This window comes from Mycobacterium sp. NGS17 (assembly GCF_059813205.1).
Genome location: NZ_JCALED010000002.1, coordinates 563318 through 583527, shown reverse-complemented (window position 1 = coordinate 583527; position 20210 = coordinate 563318). Strand labels below are relative to the sequence as shown.

The window sequence follows — 20210 nt, the reverse complement described above, 5'->3', positions numbered from 1 at the left end:
TGCGGCGCATACCCAGCCTATGACTCCGCTGCCCTAGAAAGGCCAGCCGTTGGAGTTGTCCCTGAATTTCGCGTTGACCGCGCTGCAGAAGTCGTCGGCGGTTCCGGCGAGCATGACGTAATAGGTCTCGCCGCGGCGGCTCTCGAAGGTGTTCGGGGTGCTCCACCCGGAGTTGCACAGCGAACTCGGCGTGCCGGCCGTGGCTCTGCGCCAATTGGTCTTGGCGCAGGCGACCAGGCCGTCGGGATTCGGCGTGGCGCTTTTGGCGGCGACCACCATCGCGCCTCCCCATTGCCCGTCGCTGCGCCGGAAGGCCCGCGCCCCGAATCCGGCGTTGTTGGTCTGGCACGCCAGCACCCGGCGCATCAGCGAAAAGGGCGCGGCCAGTTGAGAATTCGTGCTCGCGGCGGCGGTCGTGACGAATTGCGCGGCGTCCGAGCCGTCGACCTCCTGCACGTCGGGCTTGCCGAAGCTGAACAGCTGCTGCGCGATCCCGGCGTTGATGCCGCCGCCGACGATCGGTCCACCGCCGCTGGACGTCATCGCGGGCAGCGTCGCATCGGCGTCCGCCGTGGGCATTCCGGCGGCGGCGCCCAGGGCCAGCAGCGCGATCGCGCCGCGAATCGGGCGGGCGGTGCGTCTCATGACCCTTATTTCAGCACGTGCGCGTAGTCGGCGCGGCGGTCGTCGGCGATCAATCCGGTCAGCACGTGGCGGGTCTGCAACGCGATGTATTGATCGATGCCGTAAATCGTCCCGAAGTGCCAGTGTTTGAGCGCCCAGCCGTGGGCGAGCAGCATGATGTCGAACACGATGAGGTCGACGTCGACGGCACGAAAGACCCCCCGGGCGATGCCGTCCTCGATCACCGCGCGCAGGGGTGCGGCGCTGGCGATTTCGAGGTCCTTGATCTGGGCGCGGCCGGGCGCCCCGAGGGTGCGGCTCTCCCGGTAGGTCAGCACCACGCCGTCGAGGTTCTCGTCCACGATCTGCACGTAGCGGCGCACGCCCGCGGTCAACTGGTCGACGACGTCGTCGCCGGCGGCCGCGATGACCGGTGCCAGCTGATCGCGGAACACGTCCAGGATCCGCACGATCGTCGCGAGCAGCAGGTCCTCCTTGCCGCCGAAGTACTTGTAGATCAGGCCGACGCTGACCTTGGCCTCGGCGGCCAGATCCTGCATGGACATCTGGTGAAACCCGTTGCGGCCCATGACCTTTACGGCGGCGTCCAGCACCTGGCGGCGCCGCGAACTCGCCCGGGCCGCGCGCACGGCCTCGTCGGCGGGAAGATCGCTGTAATCGGTGACCATGACAACCTCAGATGCCCAGGTCCTTGGCGATGATCGTCTTCATGATCTCGTTGGTGCCGCCGTAGATTGTTTGAATGCGGGCGTCGACGAAGGCGCGCGCCACGCCGTATTCGCGCATGTAGCCGTACCCGCCGTGCAACTGCAGGCAGCGGTCGGCGGTGCGCACCTGCAGGTCGGTGGTCCACCACTTCAGCCGGGCTGCGCGCGCGGCGGTCAGCTCACCCGCCAGGTGCTGGGCCAGGCAGTCGTCGAGATAGGTTCGGGCGATGTCGATTTCGGTTGCGAGCTCGGCGAGCACGAATTGGCTGTTCTGGAAGCTGGCGATCGGTGAGCCGAACGCCGTGCGGGCGCGCACGTAGTCCAGGGTCTGCGCCAGAATGCCTTCGGCGGCGGCCACCGCCCCCACCCCGAGCGCGAGCCGCTCCTGGGGCAGGTTCTTCATCAGCTGGTAGAAACCCCTGCCTTCGCCTTCGAGCAGGTTGGCCCTCGGCACCCGCATATCGGTGAAGGTGAGCTCGCTGGTGTCCTGGGCGTGCAGGCCGATCTTCTCCAGGTTGCGGCCGCGGGCGAAGCCGGGTGTGGCCGGGTCGACGACCAGGAGCGAGAGCCCCTGGTGGCGGTCCGGCGAGGTGCGCACCGCGATGACGAACAGGTCGCCGATCTGCCCGTTGGAGATGAACGTCTTGGCGCCGTTGACGACGTAGTCGTCACCGTCTCGCACCGCCGTCGTGCGGATTCCGGCCAGATCGCTACCGGTGCCGGGCTCGGTCATCGCGATGGCGAGCACCGTCTCGCCGGTGACCACCCCGGGCAGCCAGCACTGTTGCTGTTCGGGCGTGGTCAGGTCGGTGAGATAGGGCAGCACCACGTCGTTTTGCAGAGTGAAGGCGATGGCCTCGGCCGCCGCACCCGCGCGCTGCAATTCGTCGATCACGATCGCGTTGTAGCGGAAGTCGCGCACGCCCGGGCCGCCGAGACGCTCGGGCACCGAGAAGCCCAGCAGCCCGAGTCTGCCCGCCTCGATGAACAGCGAGCGATCCCACTGGCCGTCCCGTTCCCACTTCTCGTGGTTGGGCACCACCGTCTGCCGCACGAAATCGCTGACCAGTTCCCGGAACTGGTGATGCTCGGTGGTGTACTCCAGGCGGGCGGTCATCGGTGCTCGGAGTCAGCGGAAGGCGTCGCTGCCGGTGAACGCCTGGCCGAGGACCAGCTGATGCATCTCGGGCGTGCCCTCGTAGGTCAGCACCGATTCCAGGTTGACCATGTGCCGGATCACGGGGTACTCCAGCGATATTCCGTTGCCGCCCAATATGGTTCGCGCGGTGCGGCAGATCTCGATCGCCTCGCGGGTGTTGTTGAGCTTGCCGAAGCTCACCTGCTCGGGCCGCAGCCCGCCGCTGTCCTTGAGCCGCCCGAGGTGCAGCGACAGCAGCTGGCCCTTGTGCAGCTCGACCGCCATGTCGACGAGCTTGGCCTGGGTCAGCTGGAAACCGGCGATGGGCCGGCCGAATTGGGTGCGTTGCGTGGCGTAATCGAGCGCGGCCTGCCACGCCGAGCGCGCCGCACCCATCGAGCCCCAGATGATCCCGTAGCGGGCCTCGGACAGGCACGACAGCGGCCCGCGCAGCCCCTTGGCCTCGGGCAGCATCGCCCCCGCCGGCACCCGCACGTCGTCGAGCACCAACTCGCTGGTGATCGAGGCCCGCAGCGACAGCTTGTGGTGAATCGTGTTGGCGCTGAATCCGGGCGTCTTGGTGGGCACGACGAAACCGCGGATCCCGTCGTCGGTGGCGGCCCAGACGACGGCGACGTCGGCGACCGAGCCATTGGTGATCCACAGCTTGCGTCCGTTCAGCACCCAATCCGAACCGTCTTGGCGCGCCCGGGTTTTCATCGCGGCGGGATCGGAGCCGACGTCGGGTTCGGTCAGGCCGAAGCAGCCGAGCAGCTCGCCGGTGGCCATGCCGGGCAGCCATTCCTGCTTCTGCTCCTCGGACCCGAAGTTCCAGATCGCGAACATCGCCAGCGAGCCCTGCACCGAGACCATCGATCGGATGCCGGAATCGGCGGCCTCGAGCTCGGTACAGGCCAGGCCGTAGTGCACCGACGACGCCCCCGCGCAGCCGTACCCGTCCAGGTGCATGCCCAGCAGGCCGAGTTGCCCGAACCCCTTGGCCAGCTCGCGGACCGGAAGGTCCCCGATCTCGAACCACTCCGCGACGTGCGGCAGGACGTGCTCGGCGCAGAACCCCCGCACGGTGTCGCGGACCGCAAGCTCGTCGCTGGATAGCGAGGCGTCCAGGCCCAGCGGGTCGTCGCGGTCGAAGGCCGGTGGCGTGTGAGTGCTCATGTCATCAGCCTGCCATCGTCAAGCCGCCGCTGACACTGATCACCTGTCCGGTGATGAACGAGGCGGCCTCGGACGCGAAGAACAGCACGGGCGCGGCGACCTCCTCGGGTCGGGCCAGCCGGCGAAACGGGATGGCCTTGACCAGTGCTTCCCGCAGTTTCTCGGGTTGCGCATGAAACAGCGGGGTGTCGGTCGGGCCGGGGCACACGCAGTTGACCGTGATGTGGTGGCGGGCCATTTCGCGGGCCAGCGACTTGGTCAGGGCGATCACCCCGCCCTTGGCGCCGGCGTAGATGCTCTCGCCCGCGCTGCCCACCCGGCCGGCGTCACTGGCCAGGTTGACCACGCGCCCGCCGCCGTGCGTCTCGATCATCCCCGGCAGGAACGCCGAGCAGACGTGCACCGGCCCCAGGTAGTTGATGGCCACCACCTTCTGAGCGAATTCCGGTGTGGCGTTGAGGAATTGGTCGGTGCGGTCCCATCCGGCCGCGTTGACGACGATGTTGGGCACGCCGAGGTCGGCGTGGATCCGGTCCCGCAGGGCGCCAACCTGTTCCGGGTCGGCCACGTCCACCGGTAGCGCGGTGATCTTCTCGGGGCGTTCGCCGGCGGTGGCCGACGCCGCCGCCGAGTCTAGGTCGGCGGCGACCACGCGCTCGCCGCGCGCGGCGAGGCCCAGCGCTATTGCCTTGCCGATGCCGGAGCCGGCGCCGGTCACCACCGCCAGGCCGCCGTGTGAATGCGCATTCATCGCTGACGAATCTAGATTCACCGCGGCCGGGCGGTCAAGGATCGCGCGGCGCCCCGGTAGTCTGCCTGAATGCTTAGGCTCCAGCGGCCTGCCTGGCTCGCGGTGGATGTCGTCGGTGTGCTGGTCTTTTGCGCCGTGGGGCGCCGCAGCCATGACGAAGGCCTCGATGTCACCGGAATCGCCGCGACGGCGTGGCCGTTTCTCACCGGCACGGTCGTCGGATGGCTGGTCTCTCGCGGGTGGCGGCGGCCGACCGCGGTGGCGCCGACCGGGATAGTCGTGTGGTTGTCCACCGTCGTCGTCGGCATGCTGCTGCGCAAGGCGACGTCCGCGGGTGTGGCGGCGAGCTTCGTGGTGGTCGCGGCGACGGTCACCGCGCTGTTGCTGTTGGGCTGGCGAGTGGCCGCCGGGCTGACCATGCGGCGTCGCTCCGGCGTCTGAGGCGACCATGGTGCAGACGGCCGACGTGGCGGCAACCGCAACCTTCGGTGCGGCCGCGCGGGCGGTGGCCACCGACCAGGGGCTGCTGAACGACCCGTTCGCCGAGCCGCTGCTGTGCGCCGTCGGGATCGACTTCCTCACCCGGGCGATCAAGGACCGCGTGTTCGCCGAAGACGACGGCGACGACCCGGCGTTGACGGCGCTGCTGCACGCGCTGGCGGCGCACACGCGATTCGTGGACGAATTCCTGGCCGATGCGGTCCGGGCGGGCATTCGGCAGGTGGTGATCCTGGCGTCGGGCCTGGACACCCGGCCCTACCGGCTGTGGTGGCCGCGCGGGACCACGGTGTATGAGGTCGATCAGCCGCAAGTGCTCGATTTCAAAGCCGAGGTGCTGCGCGGGCTGGACGCCGAATTGGCCACCCACCGGTGTGCGATCGGCATTGATCTGAACCACGATTGGCCGGCGGCGCTGCGGCGGGTCGGGTTCGACGCCGCGGCGCCCACGGTCTGGGTCGCCGAGCAATTGCTCGCCGGCTACCTCTCGCCCGGCGAGCAGAAACGATTGCTGGACGCCGTCACCGCCGCGAGCGCCGCGGGCAGCCGGTTCACCGCCGATCACATGCCCACCTGGAATCCGTTGCGGCTCGGGGCCGAGCGCGCCTTCGTCGACGGCTGGCGCCGGCGCGGCCTGGACGTCGACCTGGCCAGCCTGACCCACCCCGGCGAATACCATTATGTGCCAGAGTATTTGGCGTCGAACGGCTGGCAGACGGCCGGCCTGGGCAGCACCGAACTGCTGGGCGCGGTGGGGATGGGCAGGCGGCGGCGGACGGCCCCCGGCGACGCGGAGTTCGTCCCGGAATACCTCACCGCCACCCGCGTTTGAGCTGTCGTGATGCCGGAATCAAGCTCTAGACCACTGCGGTTCGTGTCGGCAACCCACGACGACCCGCTGGCACAACCGCTGCTGGCCGAACTGGCCGTCGAGTACGCGCAGCGATACGGCGGCACGCCGAGCACCCACCTGACCTGGCTGCCGGTGCCGCGGGCGGAGCTGGCGCCGCCGGACGGCGGCCTGCTGATCGGTGTGCTGGACGGCGTGCCGGTGACCGGCGGGGCGTTTCGCCGTTACGACGCCAACACCGCTGAGCTCAAGCGGATCTGGACAGACGGTGCTCATCGGCGCCGCGGTTATGCCCGCGCGCTGCTGGCGGCGCTGGAGGCCGAGGCCCTGGCACGGGGGTATCGGCGGCTCTACCTGATCACCGGCAATCGCCAGCCCGAGGCCGAGGCGCTCTATGACGCGACGGGGTATACCCGGATACCGCCGGACCCGCTGCCCGACTGGGGACCGTTCATTCCGATCGCGTTCGAGAAGTGGCTGGCCTAGGGCAAGGTCTGAAGCGTCGAGGGTGAATCGTCGGCGTTGAGTGTGAACCCTGGGCGGCGACACGCCGACAATCCCCCACCGCACTTTCCCACTCAAAGCCGTTGGTTCACAATCGGTTCGAGCAACACTGCTCCTCTACTGAGCCAACGAGATGGCCCGCGCGGTCGCTTCCCGGATCGGGCCGCGCCACACGTCGCCGTGCCCGGGCAACAAGATCTCGGTGTCCAGCAGGGCCAGGGTGTCCAGGCTATGCAGCGCATCCTGCTGGCTGCGGCTGAACACCGCCGGCAGCAGCTGCGGCCCACCGCGGCGCAGTAGCGGGTGCCCGGTGATCAGCGCGTCGCCACTGACCAGCACGCCGTCCACCACGTACGAGCAGTGGCCGCTGGTGTGCCCGGGGGTGAACACCGCCGTCGGGCGGCCGGGCAGCGCGGCGGCCACCTCGTCGGTCAGCGGCCGGGTGGACGCGATGCCGTCGCGGATCAGGCCTCCGCTGCGCAGCACATGCAGTCCCCAGGTCGCCCAGCGCGGCCGCCAAATGCGCAGGGCCACATCGAAAACCGACGCCTGTTCCAGATACTCGCGCTTGGCGTGGCCCACTTCCTGGGCGTGGCAATACACGTCGGTGCCGTATTCGTTGGCGAGCCAGATCGCCGAGCCCAAATGGTCGATGTGGGCGTGCGTGAGCAGGACGGCGCGCACGTCGCCGGGCCCGTAACTCAGCTCCCGCAGCGACGACAGCACACCCTCGCGGTCGCCGGGATATCCGGCGTCGATCAGCAGCACGCCGGTGCCGTCGACGACCAGCGTCCAGTTCACGGCCTCGCCCTGCGCGAGGTACACCGTGTCGGTCACTTGAACGAGAGTTGGCGCCGATCCCATGCCCGCGAGTGTAGAAGCCAGCCAGTCGCGACCATCGAGACAGGAGTAGAAAGAACGGGTGGCTGAACTGAAACTCGGATACAAAGCGTCCGCCGAACAATTTGCACCGCGCGAGCTCGTCGAACTCGCTGTCGCCGCCGAGGGGCACGGCATGGACAGCGCAACCGTCAGTGACCACTTCCAGCCGTGGCGACACGAGGGCGGGCACGCACCGTTCTCGCTCGCCTGGATGACCGCCGTCGGCGAGCGCACCAAGCGCCTCCAGCTGGGCACCTCGGTGCTCACGCCGACCTTCCGGTACAACCCCGCCGTCATCGCGCAGGCGTTCGCCACGATGGGTTGTCTGTACCCGGACCGCATTTTCCTCGGCGTCGGCACCGGCGAGTCGCTCAACGAGATAGCCACCGGATACGAAGGCGAATGGCCGGAGTTCAAGGAACGCTATGCCCGGCTACGCGAATCGGTGCGGCTGATGCGCGAACTGTGGCTGGGCGACCGCGTCGACTTCGAGGGTGAGTACTACCACACCAAGGGCGCCTCCATCTATGACGTGCCGGAGGGCGGCATCCCGATCTACATCGCCGCGGGCGGCCCGCAGGTGGCCAAATACGCGGGTCGCGCCGGTGACGGCTTCATCTGCACCTCCGGCAAGGGCGAGGAGCTGTACAAGGACAAGCTGATGCCCGCCATGAAGGAGGGCGCGGAGGCGGCCGGAAAAAACCCCGACGACATCGACCGGATGATCGAGATCAAGATCTCCTACGACACCGATCCGGACAAGGCGCTGGAGAACACCCGGTTCTGGGCGCCGCTGTCGCTGACGGCCGAACAGAAGACCAGCATTCACGACCCGCTTGAGATGGAGAAGGCCGCCAACGAGCTGCCGATCGAACAGGTCGCCAAGCGCTGGATCGTGGCGTCCGACCCCGACGAGGCGGTCGCGAAGGTGAAGGATTACGTCGACTGGGGCCTCAACCACTTGGTGTTCCACGCGCCCGGCCATGACCAGCGTCGCTTCTTGGAACTGTTCGAGAAGGACCTGGCGCCGCGGCTGCGGCGGCTGGCCGGATAGGCGCACGGGGTGGCCACCGGTTCCGTGTCTGCGATCTATATCGCCGCCCCCGAGCCGGAGACCGGCAAGTCAACGATCGCGCTGGGGCTGCTGCACCGGTTGACCGCGACGGTCGCCAAAGTCGGTGTGTTCCGGCCCATTACGCGCACCGATTCAATCGAGCGCGACTACATCCTGGAACTGCTCCTGACGCGGACCACCGCGGATCTGTCGTACGAACAGTGCGTGGGCATCACCTATCAGCAGCTGCACGCCGACGGCGACGCCGCGATCGCCCGCATCGTCGACGCCTACCACGCGGTGGCCGAGGCGTGCGACGCGGTGGTGATCGTCGGCAGCGACTACACGGACGTGACCCGGCCCGCGGAACTCGCGACCAACGCGCGCATCGCGGTCAACCTCGGTGCGCCGCTGCTGCTGACGGTCAGCGGCAAGGGGCGCACGGCCGCGGAGATCGCCGGCGTCGTCGACGTCTGCCTGGCCGAGCTGGACGCCCAGCACGCCCACACCGCGGCGGTGGTGGCCAACCGGTGCGAACCGGCCGAGCTGGCCGACGTGGCCGAAGCGCTGCGCAGATTCTCCCAGCGCAGCTATGTGCTGCCCGACGAGCCGCTGCTGTCCGCGCCGACGGTGGCCGAGCTGGAGAAGGCGGTCGGGGGGACGCCGGTCAGCGGCGAAGAGTCGCTGCGCGAACGCGAGGTCACCGGCGTGCTGGTCGCGGGGATGACCGCCGACCACGTCCTGGAGCGGCTGCGCGACGGCATCGCGGTCATCACCCCCGGCGACCGCTCGGATGTGGTGCTCGCCGTCGCCAGCGCCCATGCCGCGGAAGGCTTTCCGTCGCTGTCGTGCATCGTGCTCAACGGCGGCTTCGCGCTGCACCCGTCCATCGCCGCGCTGGTCGCCGGACTGCGGCTGCGGTTGCCGATCGTCGCCACCGCACTGGGCACCTACGACACCGCCGGCGCGGCGGCGGCGGCGCGGGGCAGGGTCACGGCGGCCTCGCAGCGCAAGATCGACACCGCGCTGGCGCTGATGGACAGCCATGTCGATATCGCCGATCTGTTGGCGCAGCTTGCCATCCCGATCCCCACCGTCATCACGCCGCAGATGTTCATCTACCAGCTGACGCTGCAGGCGCGGTCGGATCGCAAACACATCGTCCTTCCCGAAGGCGACGACGACCGCATCCTGCGATCCGCCGGCCGGGTGCTGCAGCGCCGCGTCGCCGAGCTGACCATCCTGGGCGACGAGGCCCGAATCCGCCAGCGCGCGGGAGAACTCGGGGTCGACCTGGGCGACGTCACGGTGATCGACCCGCGTAACAGCCGGCTGCGCCACGAGTTCGCCGAGCAGTACGCGCAGTTACGCAAGGCGAAGGGCGTCACCGTCGAGCAGGCCCGCGACGTCATGCGCGACGGCACGTATTTCGGCACCATGCTGGTGCACACCGGGATGGTGGACGGCATGGTGTCCGGCGCCGCGCACACCACCGCCCACACCGTGCGGCCCGCGTTCGAGATCATCAAGACGGTCCCGGATGTCGCTACCGTGTCCAGCGTCTTCCTGATGTGCCTACCCGATCGCGTGCTGGCATACGGCGACTGCGCGATCATCCCGAATCCGACACCCGAGCAGCTGGCCGACATTGCGATCTCGTCGGCGCGCACCGCCGCGCGGTTCGGCATCGAGCCGCGGGTCGCGATGCTGTCGTACTCGACTGGCGACTCGGGTACCGGCGCGGACGTCGACAAGGTAAGGACGGCAACCGAATTGGTGCGGAAACGGAATCCCGACCTGCCGGTCGAGGGACCCATCCAGTACGACGCCGCGATCGAACCATCGGTCGCCGCCACCAAACTGCGCGACTCGCCGGTAGCCGGTCGCGCGACGGTGCTGATCTTCCCCGACCTCAACACCGGCAACAACACCTATAAGGCGGTCCAGCGTAGCGCCGGCGCGCTGGCCATCGGGCCCGTGCTACAGGGCTTGCGCAAGCCGGTGAACGATCTGTCCAGGGGCGCATTGGTCGAAGACATCGTGAACACCGTGGCCATCACCGCGATCCAGGCCCAGGGGCAGCCATGACGGCCAATGGCGACGCCCGCCTGGTGTTGGTGATCAACTCCGGCTCGTCATCCCTGAAATATCAATTGGTCGACGCCGATTCGGGTAACGCCCGGGCGACGGGTCTGGTGGAGCGAATCGGAGAGGATTCGTCGTCTGTTCCCGACCATGATGCCGCGCTGCGCCGCGCGTTCGACACGCTGGCCGACGACGGTATCGATCTGCGGTCGAGCGGCATCGTCGCGGTGGGCCATCGAGTGGTGCACGGCGGCAACACTTTCTATCAGCCCACCCTGCTGGACGACGCGGTGATCGGCAGGCTCCACGAATTGTCGGAGCTGGCGCCGCTGCACAACCCGCCCGCGCTCAAGGGAATCGAGGTCGCGCGCAAACTGCTGCCCGACCTCGCCCACATCGCCGTGTTCGACACCGGGTTCTTCCACGACCTGCCGCCGGCGGCGGCCACCTACGCCATCGATCGCGACCTGGCGCAGCGGTATCAAATTCGCCGCTACGGGTTTCACGGGACCTCGCACCGCTACGTCAGCGAGCAGGCCGCCGCGTTCCTGGACCGATCGGTCGGCGACCTGAAACAGATTGTCCTGCACCTTGGTAACGGTTGCTCCGCCTCGGCGATCGCCGGCGCCCGGCCGCTGGACACCTCGATGGGCTTGACGCCGCTGGAGGGCTTGGTGATGGGCACCCGCAGCGGCGACATCGATCCCAGCGTCATCGGCTACCTGTCCCACACGGCCCAGATGGGCGTCGACGACGTCGAGTCCATGCTCAACCAGCGCTCCGGGGTGCTGGGTCTGTCCGGCGAGCGCGACTTTCGCCGGCTTCGGGAGATGATCGAATCCGGCGACGAGTCAGCGCAATTGGCCTTTCATGTGTTCACGCATCGGCTGCGCAAGTACATCGGCGCCTACCTGGCGGTGCTGGGGCACACCGATGTCATCAGCTTCACCGCCGGAATCGGCGAGAACGACCCGGCGGTGCGCCACGACGCGGTCGCCGGCATGGAGGAACTGGGCATCGTCCTCGATCAGCGCCGCAACCTCGGCGGCGGCAAGGGTGCGCGCCAAATCTCCGCGGACGATTCACCGATCGCCGTGCTGGTGATCCCGACCAACGAAGAGCTGGCCATCGCCCGCGACTGCGTGAACCTGCTAAACCGATAGGAAGCCCAGGCTGCTTCGTCCGGTGCCCACCGCCGGGGCGGGATCGGTCCCGATCGTTCGCGCCAGCAGCTCGGCATAGATGTCACGAAAATCGGTGGTGTACTTCAAGTCTCCATTGTCGAGGTCGGCGAGGCTCGGCTGTTCGCCGTAGAAACCGCCCTTGACGGGAGAGCCCGCGATGAAAACGGGGCCGGCCGTGCCATGGTCGGTGCCCTGCGAGGCGTTGGCGCGCACCCGGCGCCCGAATTCGGAATACGCCAGCAGCACCACGTCACGGCCCGCCGTCTCCTGGACGAACGCGCTAATCGCCTCGTCGAATGTCTGCAGGAGTCGCTGCTGGGTGCCGCGTTCGCCGGCGTGGGTGTCGAAGCCGCCCAGCTGCACCGTGTAGACCCGGGTGGGCACGTGGGCCTTGATGGCTTGAGCCACCGTGCTCAGCTGGGCCGCCAGTGAATTACGTTCCCCGGCATTGGGTTTCACCGATGCGAACGTGGTGTCGGCGGTGCGTGCGGCTCGGTAGGCCTTGCACACCGCGGCCATCGCCGGGGTGTCGTCGGGATCGTCGTCGCCCAGCGCGGTCATCACCGCGTCGAACTTCTCCGCCTTGCCCGGCGCGCCGCCCGGCGAAAGGGCTGCGGCCGTGCACTTCGCGCCGACGGCCAGCGGAGGAAGGACGGCGCCGATGTTGACCGCTCGCAACGGATCATCTCCGGTCGCGTCGAGCCAGCGGCCGATCCAGCCGGTCGCCACCGGCTCGGCCGGTGACGCCGTCTGCCAGATGTCCATGGACCGAAAGTGGCTGTGGTCGGGCTTGGGGTAGCCCGCGCCGCGCACGATGGCGAGCTGCTCCCGGTTCCACAGGCCCGCCAATCCCTTCATCGCCGGGTTGAGGCCCAGCTGCTGATCGAGGTGCAACACGTCGCCCGGTGCGTAGGCGAGTTCGGGGCGAGCGTCGTGATAGGCGTTGTCCGCGTAGGGGATCACGGTGTTGATGCCGTCGTTGCCGCCATACAGCGTGGCGATCACCAGGACACCGGAGCCATCGGCCAGCGGCCGGTCCCTGGCCGCACGCATCAGGTCGGGCCAGCTGACCGCTGACAGCAGGCCGGCCGCGCCGACGCCAGCGCTGGCGATCAGGAATCGGCGACGGTTCATCTGGGGCATGGCTGTCTCGCTAGGACGTCAGGTATTCGGGAGTGTTGACGGCGGCCGCCACCAATTGCGCCGGTTGCCGCACCAGCGGCTGCAACGCGTGGGCGGTGCGGTCCGACCAGGAGCCGACGCCGATCAGATAACCGACCGCGTCGACGCGGTCGCCGGCGGCGGTGTCCTCGATGCCGGAGAGGTCGCCCGCGCGGGCCAGTTCGGTCGCGGCGCGCAGGCGGGTTCCTGCGCTGGCGGTGGACAGCCACAGCTGGCCGCTGGGCCAGCCCCCGACGCTGGGCGGATAGAACGGTCGCTGGCCCAGCGCGCGCAATGTGCCGTCGATCATCTTCAGGCGCTTGGTGTCGTCGACCGGCACCCGCAGCGCCCTGACGACGCCGACGAGCCACTCGACCGGGGTGTTGACCACCGCGGCGCGGCTGCTGGTGAATTCGCTGTCGGTGAGGATCGCCCGGGTCAGCGCGCGCAGGTCGCGGTTGGGTCCGTAGGCGGCGACCAGGCGCTCGAGCACCTGCGGTGACGGCGGGTCGTCGGACGCCAATTGCCGCCACAGGCGTCCCGCGACGTATTCGGCCGATTTCGGTTGCGCCAGCACGGTATCGCAGAACCCGGCGGCATTGAAGTTGCGGCTCTGCCCGAACAGCGTCTTGGCGCCCGCGTCATGGCGTTTGGGCGTCATGGAGGTTTCGCCCCCGGGGCCGATGACCCATCCCGTCAGGGCCCGCGCACCGTTGCGCACGTCGCTCTCGGTGTAGCCGTTGCCATGTCCCAACGCGAACAGCTCCATGAATTCGCGGGCCAGGTTTTCGTTGGGCGCCTTGGCGGTGCTGCGCGACGCGTCCAGCCAGCGCAGCATCGCGGCGTCGGTCAGCATCGCGTAAGCCAGGGCGCGAAAATCGCCCAGCGACCCGGCGCGCAGTTTCTGATTCTGTGCGGCCAGGTACGACGCGACCCGCACCTTCTGCGCCGAGGTGGCAAAGTGGTTGTGCCACAACAGCGTCAGCTTTTCGTGCACCGGCTGCCCCACGTCGGCCATGCGGCGTATCCACCAATTCGACAGCACGTCCAACTGTTGGGTCACCCGCTGGTTGTACTGCTGGCGCGCGGCCGGCGTAGCGCCCTTGCCCGGCGGCCTGGGTGCGTCGAAGGCGGGCATCGGCGTGGCCGCCGCGCCCGGGTCGGCGTCGGGATCGGTGGCCAGCATCGCGTCCACGTAGCCCGGCCAGTCCCGGCCGACGACCGCGTCGACCTCGGGCCCGGTCACCCCGAACCCGGCCCGGCGCAGCATGCGGGCCGTGCTGACCCACCTGGTGGACTGGCCTGCCATGAGATAACTGTGCGGCGTGCAACTGAGATTTTGCTGTGTTTTGTTGTGATTTGCGTGAGAGTGGGTGCTTTTCATCAGTGTGCGGTCGGTGGTCTCATGTTCCTTGGGGGCGGCCCAGCGCATCTCGGTGGGCTTTGCTTCTGGGCTGGCCCCGCCGCGCCAATAAGTAGCCGTGGGGGTACCGCGGTCGGCGACAAGGCCGATCGTGCCGGTGCCCAGGCGCCGGTGGCACCAGGTTTTTGGCTGTCGCGAGCGTGCCGATTCAACGTGAAGCCCGCGACCCGAACCAGACACTCGCCTGGGCGCGGGGAATCCTGGGTCGGGCCCTCGAGCACCACCATGACGGGCCCGACGGCTCTTTCAGCTGGCCGGCGCCGCAGCCGGCAACGCAAGCGCTGCCAGCGCTAGCACCTCGCCGGAACTTTGTCTCCAGATGACGACTCTCGCGCATCTGTGGATTCTCTGCGCCCATCGAAATTACTGACGGAGTCCGTGCGGAGGTAAGTTCACTCTCCGTCCGGCGCTGCCCGCAAGGGTCAGTCACGGACGTGGCCTCGTGGCCTCGTGGCCCTGTGCACAGATGTACTCGCGCACCGTGGCAGACATGCGATGGTCGCGGCGTGGAGGAGCCGTTTGTCGGCAGCGAGGTGCTGCGCTGTGGGGCGTTGAGCCGACACCAGCTGCGGACGCGATACCGCGCGGTGTTTCCCGATGTCTACATCTCGAACGACGCCATGCTCTCTCTTGACTTGCGCATCACCGCTGCATGGCTGTGGTCTGGTGGCCGAGCCGTTATCGCAGGGGCTGCCGCCGCTTTCCTGCACGGCGCCAAGTGGATTCCCGACGGTGTGCCGGTTGAGCTGATACACAGCAACAATCGTCCGCCGGACGGGGTACTGACGCGTCGGGCAACGCTGTGTGCCGGTGAGATGCAGCTGCGTGACGGGCTGGCCCTCACCACACCGGAGCGAACCGCCTTCGATATCGGGAGGCGCGGGGCGATCCGCTCGGCGGTTGTTCGGCTCGATTCGCTCGCGCGTGCAACGGGTTTCAAGGTGGACGACGTACTGGGTGTCGCCGGGTCGCACCCACACGCGCCCGGACTACGGCGACTAGAGACCGCGCTCGACCTGGTCGACCCTGGTGCACAGTCGCCGCGCGAAAGTTACCTGCGGCTACTGCTCATCGACGCCGGCCTGCCCCGGCCGCAGACCCAGATCCCGGTGCCGGGCGTTGACGGCTTTCCGATCGCATACCTGGACCTGGGCTGGCCGGAGTCGATGGTCGCCGTGGAGTATGACGGCGACCAACATCGCACCGACCGAAGGCAATACGTCAAAGACATCAAGCGCACGGAGATGCTCGAGCAGCTGGGGTGGATCATCGTCCGGGTCGTCGCGGAGGACCGGCCCGAAGGCATCGTCCGCCGCGTGCGGGCGGCGCTGGCGAAATCGAGAGTGAAGCAACGGCTTTGAACGTGAACCTACGGTGGGGGTTGTCGGCGTGTCGCCGCCCAGCGTTCACACCGAAAGCCGACGATTCACACTCAACGAAGCCGGCCCAAACCCCGGCCCCCAAACCCCAGCCCTAGAACGTACTGGTGGGACGCACCCGGTTCGCCATGTCCACCAGCGCGTAGCGGTGCCGCTGGGTCGGGGCGACGCGGGCGAGGTTGCGCAGCGAGGCCTCGACGCCCAGCCGCAGCCCGTGTTCGGTGAACGGGAAGCCGAGGATGTGGTTGGTGCTGGCCTTGTTGTCCTCCAGCCAGTCCATCGCACAGCCCAGCACCAGGGCGCGGATCTGCAGCACGCGGGGCTCGGTGGGCGGCAGCGCCTCCACCCGCCGGGCCGCGTCGCGGATGTCCTCCTCGGTGATCTCGCTCTTGGTGCGGCCGGACAGCAGCGTCACCGCGCTGGTCAGTCGCGCGGTGGTGAAGTGCCGGGAGGTGGCCGGCACCTCGTCCAGCGTGCGAACCGCGGCGGCCCGATCCCCTTCCGCGGACAGCGTTCTGGCCAATCCGAACGCGGCCGAGATCACCCCGTCATTCGTCTTCCACACGGTCTCGTAGAATTTGTGGTCGTCGACATCGCCGGCCAGTTCGGCAGTGGCGGCCAGCGCAAGCTTGGGCGCCAGCTCGCCGGGGAACGTGTCCAGGACTTCGATGAAATGCTTTGTGGCCGAATCGAAGTCGCCGGTGAGCAACTCGGCGACGGCCTTGTACCACACCAACCGCCATTGCCAGCCGACCCGCTCCGCGAGGTCGTCGAGCTTGCGGGTGGCCTTGGCGACGTCGCCGAGATCCAGCAGCGCGCGGACCTCCATCAGCGGCAGCTCCACCGACTCCGACACCTCGACGCCGTCGGCGTCCAGCGTCCCGTGCCGGGCCGCGCGCAACGAGTCCAGGGTCTGCACCGGCTGGGACAACACGGTCGCCTGCAGGACGGGAGCGGCGACGTCGGCGGGGTCGACCAGCGGAACCTGCAGTGCGGTAACGATTTCGCGAGCGGTGAGCTTCTCCGAGTGGACCTGGCCGTCCAGGTACACGTCGGTGTGGGCGACCAGCAGGTCGACCCCGAACGTCGAGCGGCTGGGGCTGAAGATGGTCGACAGGCCGGGCCGCGGCACCCCGCTGTCGTGGGCGACCACCTCGCGCAGCACCCCCATCAACTGCGCTGACATCTCCTCGGTGCTGCAGAACCGGCGCCGCGGGTCGGGATCGGTGGCGCGGCGCAACAACCGGCGGAACGAGTCGTAGATGGCCAGCACCGGGTCGTGCTCGGGCAGGCCGTCGACGTAGCGGCCGTTGCGGGTCTGCAGGTTGAGCGTGAGGGCGGCCAGTGTGCGGCCCACGGTGTAGATGTCGGTGGCGACCGTCGGGCCGGTGCGCACGATCTCGGGCGCCTGGAAACCCGGTGTGCCATAGAGGTATCCGAACGAGTTGATCCGCGACACCGCACCCAGGTCGATCAGCTTGAGCTGCTCTTCGGTGCGCATGATGTTCTCCGGCTTCAGGTCGTTGTAGACCAGGCCGATGGAGTGCAGATAGCTGAGCGCGGGCAGGATCTCCAGCAGGTAGGCCACGGCCTCGGCGACGGGTAGCTTCTCGCCCTTCCCGTGCTTGAGCGGCTGACCGCCGACGTACTCCATGACGATGAGGCCGACCGGATTCCCGTGCTGGTCGACGTGCTCGACGAAATTGAAGATCTGCACGATCTGCGGGTGGACCACCTCGGCCAGGAACTGCCGTTCGGCCATCGCGATCGCCTGTGCCTCCGCGTCGCCGGAGTGCACCAAACCCTTGAGCACCACCGGCCGGTCGTTGACGTTGTGGTCGACCGCCAGGTAAACCCAGCCCAGACCGCCGTGTGCGATGCAGCCCTTGACTTCGTACTGGCCCGCGATGATATCGCCGGGATTCAGTTGCGGCAGAAAGGAATACGGGCTGCCGCAGGACGGGCACCAGCCCTCCGACGTGCCTTTGGATTTCTTGCTGGACCGGCCCACCGGCTTTCCGCAGTTCCAGCAGAAACGCTTGGACTCCGGCACCACCGGATTGGTCATCAGGGCTTCGAGCGGATCGATGTCGCGCCCACGCGGGATCTCGACCAGGCCACCGCCGAGCTGTCGGACCGCGGGCAGCGACCGCGTCGCGACCGTCAAGCGGTCCTGCGGATCGGTGTCGAGGGCACCCAGCGAGATGTGCGGGAAGTCGTCATCGTCGTCGTCGAAATCGGGACGGAACAGCGCCTGGGTGGCCTGCAGCCGCCCGGTCGCCGCGCCGGTCTGCACGTCTGCCGGCTGGGTGCCCGGCGCCACGTCCGCCACGTCCTCGGCGCCGGTTTCCGGCTGCTCGGTTTGCTTGTCCGGCTCGGCCATCAGTCCAGATACCTCGGCGTGGGTGGGGCCGGCGCGGGCCCCAGCACCGTCAACCACTTGCGGTACAACGTGTTCCACGTACCGTCCCGGCGGATCCGTTCCAGGGTTCCGTTGACGAACCGCACCAGTCCCGTGTTGTTCAGATTGACCCCGATGCCATAGGGCTGAGTGGCCATGTTGGGGCCGACGATGTGCAAGTAGGGGTCCTCTTCGACCAGCCCGGCCAGGATCGAATCGTCCGTGCTGACCGCGTCGATCTCGCGCTGCTGCATCGCCACCAGGCAATCGGCCCAGTTGACCACCGAGACCACGACCGGCGGCGGATCGATCTGCTGGATCCGGTGCAGCGACGTCGTGCCCTTGGCCACGCAGACGCGCTTGCCGGACAGGTCAGAGACCTTGACGATCGGCGAGTCGCGCGGGGCGAGGATGCGCTGGTTCGCGTCGAGGTAGACGGTCGAGAAGTTCACCAGCTTGCGCCGGTCGCAGGTGATGGTCATGGTCTTCACCACGACGTCCACCTCGGAGTTCTGCAACGCGGTGACCCGCTCGTCCGACGACAGGATCCGGTACTCGACGTGCGAGGGCGCCCCGAAGATGTCGCGCGCGATCTCGCCGGCGATGTCGACGTCGAAACCGGTGATCTCGCCGGTGATCGGGTCGCGGAAGCTGAACAGGTTGCTGCCGATGTCCAGCCCGACGATGAGCCGACCGCGGGCCCGGATGTCGGCGACGGCCGCATCCGCCTCCGCCTTGGTGGGGAAGGGCCGCAGGCTTGCCGTCAGGTCGCAGCCCTGGTTCGGGCCGTCGGGCGGCAGCGGCGGCTGTGGCGGCAACTGCTCCATGCCGACCGGTGTCGGCGGCGGCAACGTCGGCACGCTGGCCACCCGCAGCGATTCCGTGTGTCCGCAACCCGCCAGTACCACCACCGCGCCGGCCACGGCGCACACCCGGCGAAGCAGCGGCAGCCGGGCCATTATCGGTACTCTTTCAGCCTCGGCCACAGCCCGAGCGCCACCGCGATCGCGGCGCCGAGGCTGAGCACCACGCCACCCACCTGGGCGCCGGACAACCCGCTGCGGGCGTTGATGACGTCGTTGCGCAGGGTGATGCGGCCCTGATCCATGGCTTTGACCAGCTCGCCATCGAGCTTGTCGAATGCCGGGGTGGAGTCTTCTTCGCTGCTGCCCAGGGCCACCTGCGTCGCGGCGCGGTAGTTACCCACCGAGATGTAGGAGGTGATCCGGTCGTTGGCCTGCCGCCAGCGCAGCAGCAGCTGATCGGCGCCTTCCAGGTCCGGCTTGTCCACCGCGTCGCTGCGCGACATGTACTGGTCGAGCTGCCGGTGCATGGAGTCGATGCGCTGGTAAAACGACTGCTTGCGTTTCTCTTCGTCCCCGCGACGGATCAGCGACAGCGTCTCGTCGGCGCGCGCCTGCTGGGCGGTGATCGCGACGTTCGTGACGGTCTTGAGGGATTCGGCGGCAGTGTCCTTCGCGCTACGACTGGCCGTCGTAGAAATGGTGAGCGCAGTCCCAACCCAAACCACCATGACGAGAATAGCGAGCGCGCCGACCACCAGGCCCGGGTTGATTCGGCGCCGCGTGCGGCGCGCCAGCCAGCGGTGGGAGAACGCGCCGAAGATCACGGTGGCGCCGACCACCATGATGACCGGCGCGGGGATCTGCGTCGACGCGGTGGTTTCGGCGTCCACCCGCTCCGACGTCGCTTTGTAGAGCCGCGCCGCGTCGGGCAGGATCGTCGATTGCATCAGCCCCGACGCCTCCGACAGGTACGAGGAGCCGACCGGATTGCCCTCCCGGTTGTTGGTGCGGGCTATCTCGATGAGGCCGGTGTAGACGGCCAGCTCGGCATTGATCCGGCCCAGCAACTGCACCAGCGGTTCGTCGGTGAGCCCGCTCGACGCCCTGGTCACCGCCACCGCCGCGTCGGTGATGGCCTGCTCGTAGCGCTGGCGAACGGGCTGCGGTTCCGCCTCGGCGATGAACGCGGTGGCCGCCGCCGCGTCGGCCACCGACAGGGTCGTGTAGAGGCGCCCGGCGGCGAAGGACAGCGGCTCGGTGTGGTTGAGCACCGTGGTGAGCACCTGCTGCCGGTGGTTGATGGTGGTCGAGGTGGCGAAGGCGCTGATCCCGCCGAGCGCGGCCAGCACGATGCCGATGGTCAGGATGCGGCCCGGCGTCGTCGAGATGAACCACCAGCGTGGATGGGCTGGTTCGGCCGGTGACCGCGATCCCTGCGGCTCGGTCGACGGGTGCGCCAGCTCAACCGTCACGTCTTATCAGCCCTCGTCTCTCGGCCACCGGATTTCGCTGCACGGACCTCTATAAGCGAAGTCTAAGAGCATGTTCGGGTGGATGGGTGGAGGC

At 68.3% G+C, this 20210-nt stretch carries 18 protein-coding genes; 7 read left to right on the top strand and 11 right to left on the bottom strand.

Going from position 1 to position 20210, the window contains the following annotated elements; all coding sequences use genetic code 11:
- Window positions 1-33 precede the first annotated feature (33 nt).
- From AC5Y7E_RS06960 to AC5Y7E_RS06940, 5 genes are read right to left on the bottom strand one after another with little or no spacing between them, the layout of a single operon-like run.
- Window positions 34-645 carry a hypothetical protein gene (locus AC5Y7E_RS06960; protein ID WP_499917907.1) on the bottom strand — a complete coding sequence of 204 codons (612 nt, stop codon included), beginning with the start codon at window positions 643-645 and terminating at the stop codon, window positions 34-36.
- 5 nt (window positions 646-650) lie between these two features.
- Complete coding sequence (locus AC5Y7E_RS06955) at window positions 651-1313, bottom strand: TetR/AcrR family transcriptional regulator (RefSeq protein WP_499948122.1); 663 nt, start codon at window positions 1311-1313, stop codon at window positions 651-653.
- 7 nt (window positions 1314-1320) lie between these two features.
- Window positions 1321-2469 carry an acyl-CoA dehydrogenase family protein gene (locus AC5Y7E_RS06950; protein ID WP_499948120.1) on the bottom strand — a complete coding sequence of 383 codons (1149 nt, stop codon included), beginning with the start codon at window positions 2467-2469 and terminating at the stop codon, window positions 1321-1323.
- A 12-nt stretch (window positions 2470-2481) separates the two neighbouring features.
- Window positions 2482-3666: an acyl-CoA dehydrogenase family protein gene (locus tag AC5Y7E_RS06945; protein WP_499917910.1), complete on the bottom strand. Its 1185-nt coding sequence runs from the start codon at window positions 3664-3666 to the stop codon at window positions 2482-2484.
- Window positions 3667-3670: 4 nt separating this feature from the next.
- A complete protein-coding gene (locus AC5Y7E_RS06940) occupies window positions 3671-4417 on the bottom strand; it encodes an SDR family NAD(P)-dependent oxidoreductase (RefSeq protein WP_499948118.1) in 747 nt (248 codons plus the stop codon).
- A 69-nt stretch (window positions 4418-4486) separates the two neighbouring features.
- Between AC5Y7E_RS06940 and AC5Y7E_RS06935 the strand changes: the two genes are divergently transcribed.
- Genes AC5Y7E_RS06935 through AC5Y7E_RS06925 form a run of 3 tightly spaced genes read left to right on the top strand, consistent with a single transcriptional unit; the run spans window position 4487 to window position 6251 of the window.
- Window positions 4487-4858 carry a DUF3054 domain-containing protein gene (locus AC5Y7E_RS06935; protein WP_499948116.1) on the top strand — a complete coding sequence of 124 codons (372 nt, stop codon included), beginning with the start codon at window positions 4487-4489 and terminating at the stop codon, window positions 4856-4858.
- A 7-nt stretch (window positions 4859-4865) separates the two neighbouring features.
- Window positions 4866-5747: an SAM-dependent methyltransferase gene (locus tag AC5Y7E_RS06930; protein WP_499948114.1), complete on the top strand. Its 882-nt coding sequence runs from the start codon at window positions 4866-4868 to the stop codon at window positions 5745-5747.
- Window positions 5748-5756: 9 nt separating this feature from the next.
- Complete coding sequence (locus AC5Y7E_RS06925) at window positions 5757-6251, top strand: GNAT family N-acetyltransferase (RefSeq protein WP_499917914.1); 495 nt, start codon at window positions 5757-5759, stop codon at window positions 6249-6251.
- A gap of 135 nt (window positions 6252-6386) precedes the next feature.
- Here AC5Y7E_RS06925 and AC5Y7E_RS06920 read toward each other — a convergent pair whose 3' ends face one another.
- A complete protein-coding gene (locus tag AC5Y7E_RS06920) occupies window positions 6387-7133 on the bottom strand; it encodes an MBL fold metallo-hydrolase (protein ID WP_499948112.1) in 747 nt (248 codons plus the stop codon).
- Between the two features lie 58 nt (window positions 7134-7191).
- Here AC5Y7E_RS06920 and fgd point away from each other — a divergent pair, with 58 nt between their 5' ends.
- The 3 genes from fgd to AC5Y7E_RS06905 are packed head-to-tail and all read left to right on the top strand — an operon-like array spanning window position 7192 to window position 11453.
- On the top strand, window positions 7192-8205 hold the full coding sequence (gene fgd, locus AC5Y7E_RS06915) for a glucose-6-phosphate dehydrogenase (coenzyme-F420) (protein WP_499917917.1): 1014 nt from the start codon (window positions 7192-7194) through the stop codon (window positions 8203-8205).
- 24 nt (window positions 8206-8229) lie between these two features.
- Window positions 8230-10293: a phosphate acetyltransferase gene (gene pta / locus AC5Y7E_RS06910; protein ID WP_499948332.1), complete on the top strand. Its 2064-nt coding sequence runs from the start codon at window positions 8230-8232 to the stop codon at window positions 10291-10293.
- Complete coding sequence (locus tag AC5Y7E_RS06905) at window positions 10290-11453, top strand: acetate kinase (RefSeq protein ID WP_499948110.1); 1164 nt, start codon at window positions 10290-10292, stop codon at window positions 11451-11453. The genes pta and AC5Y7E_RS06905 overlap by 4 nt, the downstream gene beginning before the upstream one ends.
- Here AC5Y7E_RS06905 and AC5Y7E_RS06900 read toward each other — a convergent pair.
- A complete protein-coding gene (locus AC5Y7E_RS06900; RefSeq protein ID WP_499948109.1) occupies window positions 11442-12617 on the bottom strand; it encodes a DUF1501 domain-containing protein in 1176 nt (391 codons plus the stop codon). The two genes, AC5Y7E_RS06905 and AC5Y7E_RS06900, sit on opposite strands and share 12 nt — an antisense overlap.
- Window positions 12618-12627: 10 nt before the next feature.
- Entirely contained in the window at window positions 12628-13944 is a 1317-nt protein-coding gene (locus AC5Y7E_RS06895) for a DUF1800 domain-containing protein (protein WP_499948108.1), read from the bottom strand.
- Between the two features lie 620 nt (window positions 13945-14564).
- On the opposite strand from AC5Y7E_RS06895, the gene AC5Y7E_RS06890 reads away from it, so the two are divergent.
- Complete coding sequence (locus AC5Y7E_RS06890) at window positions 14565-15419, top strand: endonuclease domain-containing protein (protein ID WP_499948106.1); 855 nt, start codon at window positions 14565-14567, stop codon at window positions 15417-15419.
- 112 nt (window positions 15420-15531) lie between these two features.
- Here the strand turns inward: AC5Y7E_RS06890 and AC5Y7E_RS06885 are convergent, their stop codons facing one another.
- From AC5Y7E_RS06885 to glnX, 3 genes are read right to left on the bottom strand one after another with little or no spacing between them, the layout of a single operon-like run.
- Window positions 15532-17820, bottom strand: coding sequence for a serine/threonine-protein kinase PknG (locus AC5Y7E_RS06885; RefSeq protein ID WP_499917922.1), 2289 nt, complete (start codon window positions 17818-17820; stop codon window positions 15532-15534).
- Window positions 17820-18797 (bottom strand): glutamate ABC transporter substrate-binding protein, encoded by a 978-nt coding sequence (locus AC5Y7E_RS06880; RefSeq protein WP_499917923.1) that lies wholly within the window; start codon window positions 18795-18797, stop codon window positions 17820-17822. Before AC5Y7E_RS06880 ends, AC5Y7E_RS06885 begins: the two co-directional genes overlap by 1 nt.
- Window positions 18797-20116: a protein kinase G-activating protein GlnX gene (gene glnX / locus AC5Y7E_RS06875; protein WP_499917924.1), complete on the bottom strand. Its 1320-nt coding sequence runs from the start codon at window positions 20114-20116 to the stop codon at window positions 18797-18799. Before glnX ends, AC5Y7E_RS06880 begins: the two co-directional genes overlap by 1 nt.
- Between the last annotated feature and the right edge of the window lie 94 nt (window positions 20117-20210).

Excerpts from the sequence above, each read along its gene's own strand:
- AC5Y7E_RS06900 (WP_499948109.1), bottom strand. The coding sequence starts at position 12,617 with ATGCCCCAGATGAACCGTCGCCGATTCCTGATCGCCAGCGCTGGCGTC.
- AC5Y7E_RS06940 (WP_499948118.1), bottom strand. The coding sequence starts at position 4,417 with ATGAATGCGCATTCACACGGCGGCCTGGCGGTGGTGACCGGCGCCGGC.
- AC5Y7E_RS06895 (WP_499948108.1), bottom strand. The coding sequence starts at position 13,944 with ATGGCAGGCCAGTCCACCAGGTGGGTCAGCACGGCCCGCATGCTGCGC.
- AC5Y7E_RS06950 (WP_499948120.1), bottom strand. The coding sequence starts at position 2,469 with ATGACCGCCCGCCTGGAGTACACCACCGAGCATCACCAGTTCCGGGAA.
- AC5Y7E_RS06925 (WP_499917914.1), top strand. The coding sequence starts at position 5,757 with ATGCCGGAATCAAGCTCTAGACCACTGCGGTTCGTGTCGGCAACCCAC.
- AC5Y7E_RS06935 (WP_499948116.1), top strand. The coding sequence starts at position 4,487 with ATGCTTAGGCTCCAGCGGCCTGCCTGGCTCGCGGTGGATGTCGTCGGT.
- AC5Y7E_RS06955 (WP_499948122.1), bottom strand. The coding sequence starts at position 1,313 with ATGGTCACCGATTACAGCGATCTTCCCGCCGACGAGGCCGTGCGCGCG.
- AC5Y7E_RS06905 (WP_499948110.1), top strand. The coding sequence starts at position 10,290 with ATGACGGCCAATGGCGACGCCCGCCTGGTGTTGGTGATCAACTCCGGC.
- AC5Y7E_RS06960 (WP_499917907.1), bottom strand. The coding sequence starts at position 645 with ATGAGACGCACCGCCCGCCCGATTCGCGGCGCGATCGCGCTGCTGGCC.
- AC5Y7E_RS06930 (WP_499948114.1), top strand. The coding sequence starts at position 4,866 with ATGGTGCAGACGGCCGACGTGGCGGCAACCGCAACCTTCGGTGCGGCC.
- AC5Y7E_RS06945 (WP_499917910.1), bottom strand. The coding sequence starts at position 3,666 with ATGAGCACTCACACGCCACCGGCCTTCGACCGCGACGACCCGCTGGGC.
- AC5Y7E_RS06920 (WP_499948112.1), bottom strand. The coding sequence starts at position 7,133 with ATGGGATCGGCGCCAACTCTCGTTCAAGTGACCGACACGGTGTACCTC.
- AC5Y7E_RS06880 (WP_499917923.1), bottom strand. The coding sequence starts at position 18,797 with ATGGCCCGGCTGCCGCTGCTTCGCCGGGTGTGCGCCGTGGCCGGCGCG.
- AC5Y7E_RS06885 (WP_499917922.1), bottom strand. The coding sequence starts at position 17,820 with ATGGCCGAGCCGGACAAGCAAACCGAGCAGCCGGAAACCGGCGCCGAG.